Origin of the sequence: Bradyrhizobium sp. (assembly GCF_016462955.1) — a bacterium.
In the GTDB taxonomy this organism is placed as follows: domain Bacteria; phylum Pseudomonadota; class Alphaproteobacteria; order Rhizobiales; family Xanthobacteraceae; genus Bradyrhizobium.
Genome location: NZ_JAEMSD010000491.1, coordinates 4,116 through 5,026, shown reverse-complemented (window position 1 = coordinate 5,026; position 911 = coordinate 4,116). Strand labels below are relative to the sequence as shown.

Sequence of the window (911 nt, the reverse complement as noted above, 5' to 3'; positions counted from 1 at the left end):
AGCGTGGCGTGCGGCGCATCGTGGTGTCTCGTTTACGTCAGAGAACCGTCGTCAGCTCTTGGCGACGGGCGGCAGCAGGGCCTGCAACGCCTCGGCGCGCGAGCGCAGGCCGGGCGGTGTTTCGTTGTCCTCGCCAATCGCGTCGAGCCATTTGCGGGCTGCGGTCATGTCGTTGTTGCGCCAGGCCGACAACGCCAGCATCTCGCGGGCGCTGTGGCGGAAGGTCGATTTGGGTGCGGCGGAGGCCTCCAGCCGCTGCTGCATGTCGGCATAGCTGGCGCTGTCGAGCACGAGGCCCGCGGCGCGAAGCCTGGCCAGATCCTGCCACTCCCCGCCAACGCTGCGATCGCCGGCGATGTCGTCATACATTTTCGCGGCGGCCTTGGGGTCGCGGCTGGCGGCCTCGGCCGCAGCACGCAGCCGCGCCAGGGTGCGATAGCCGGACGGCGCCTTGGCCGCGAGCTCGGCGAAGGCCTTCTCGGCGTCGGCGTGCTTGTCCTGCTCCGACAGCTCGACGGCCTTCTCGAACGCGGCGCCCGCCTCGGCGGCCTTCTTGCCTTCCAGATATTGATAGCCGCGCCAGCCGGCGACGCCGGCCACGACCAGCACCATCAGGGCGATGAAGTAGATCGAATACTTCTCCCACAGCTTTTTGAGCTGTTCGCGACGCACTTCCTCGTCGACTTCATTAAATAATTCAGACACTTATGCTAATCCCATGCCCGTCCGGGTGCGCGCGCCGAAGCATTCGCGTCAGGAATCCCGTCCCCCGTGTGGCGGCGAGGTACCCTAACGATATGGCGGTGGCAAGGCAAAGCGAGCCCGATCAAGGCGTTAACCACCCGGGAGAGCCCGGAACGCGCCTGGCCGGCTCAGCTTCCGAGCAGCTCCCGCAGCTGCCGCTTCAGCAC

General features: G+C 66.8%; 1 protein-coding gene. It reads right to left on the bottom strand.

What is annotated here, in order from left to right:
- Positions 1 to 51: 51 nt before the first annotated feature.
- Positions 52 to 705 carry a tetratricopeptide repeat protein gene (locus JHD07_RS32560; RefSeq protein ID WP_291629593.1) on the bottom strand — a complete coding sequence of 218 codons (654 nt, stop codon included), beginning with the start codon at positions 703 to 705 and terminating at the stop codon, positions 52 to 54.
- Positions 706 to 911 lie beyond the last annotated feature (206 nt).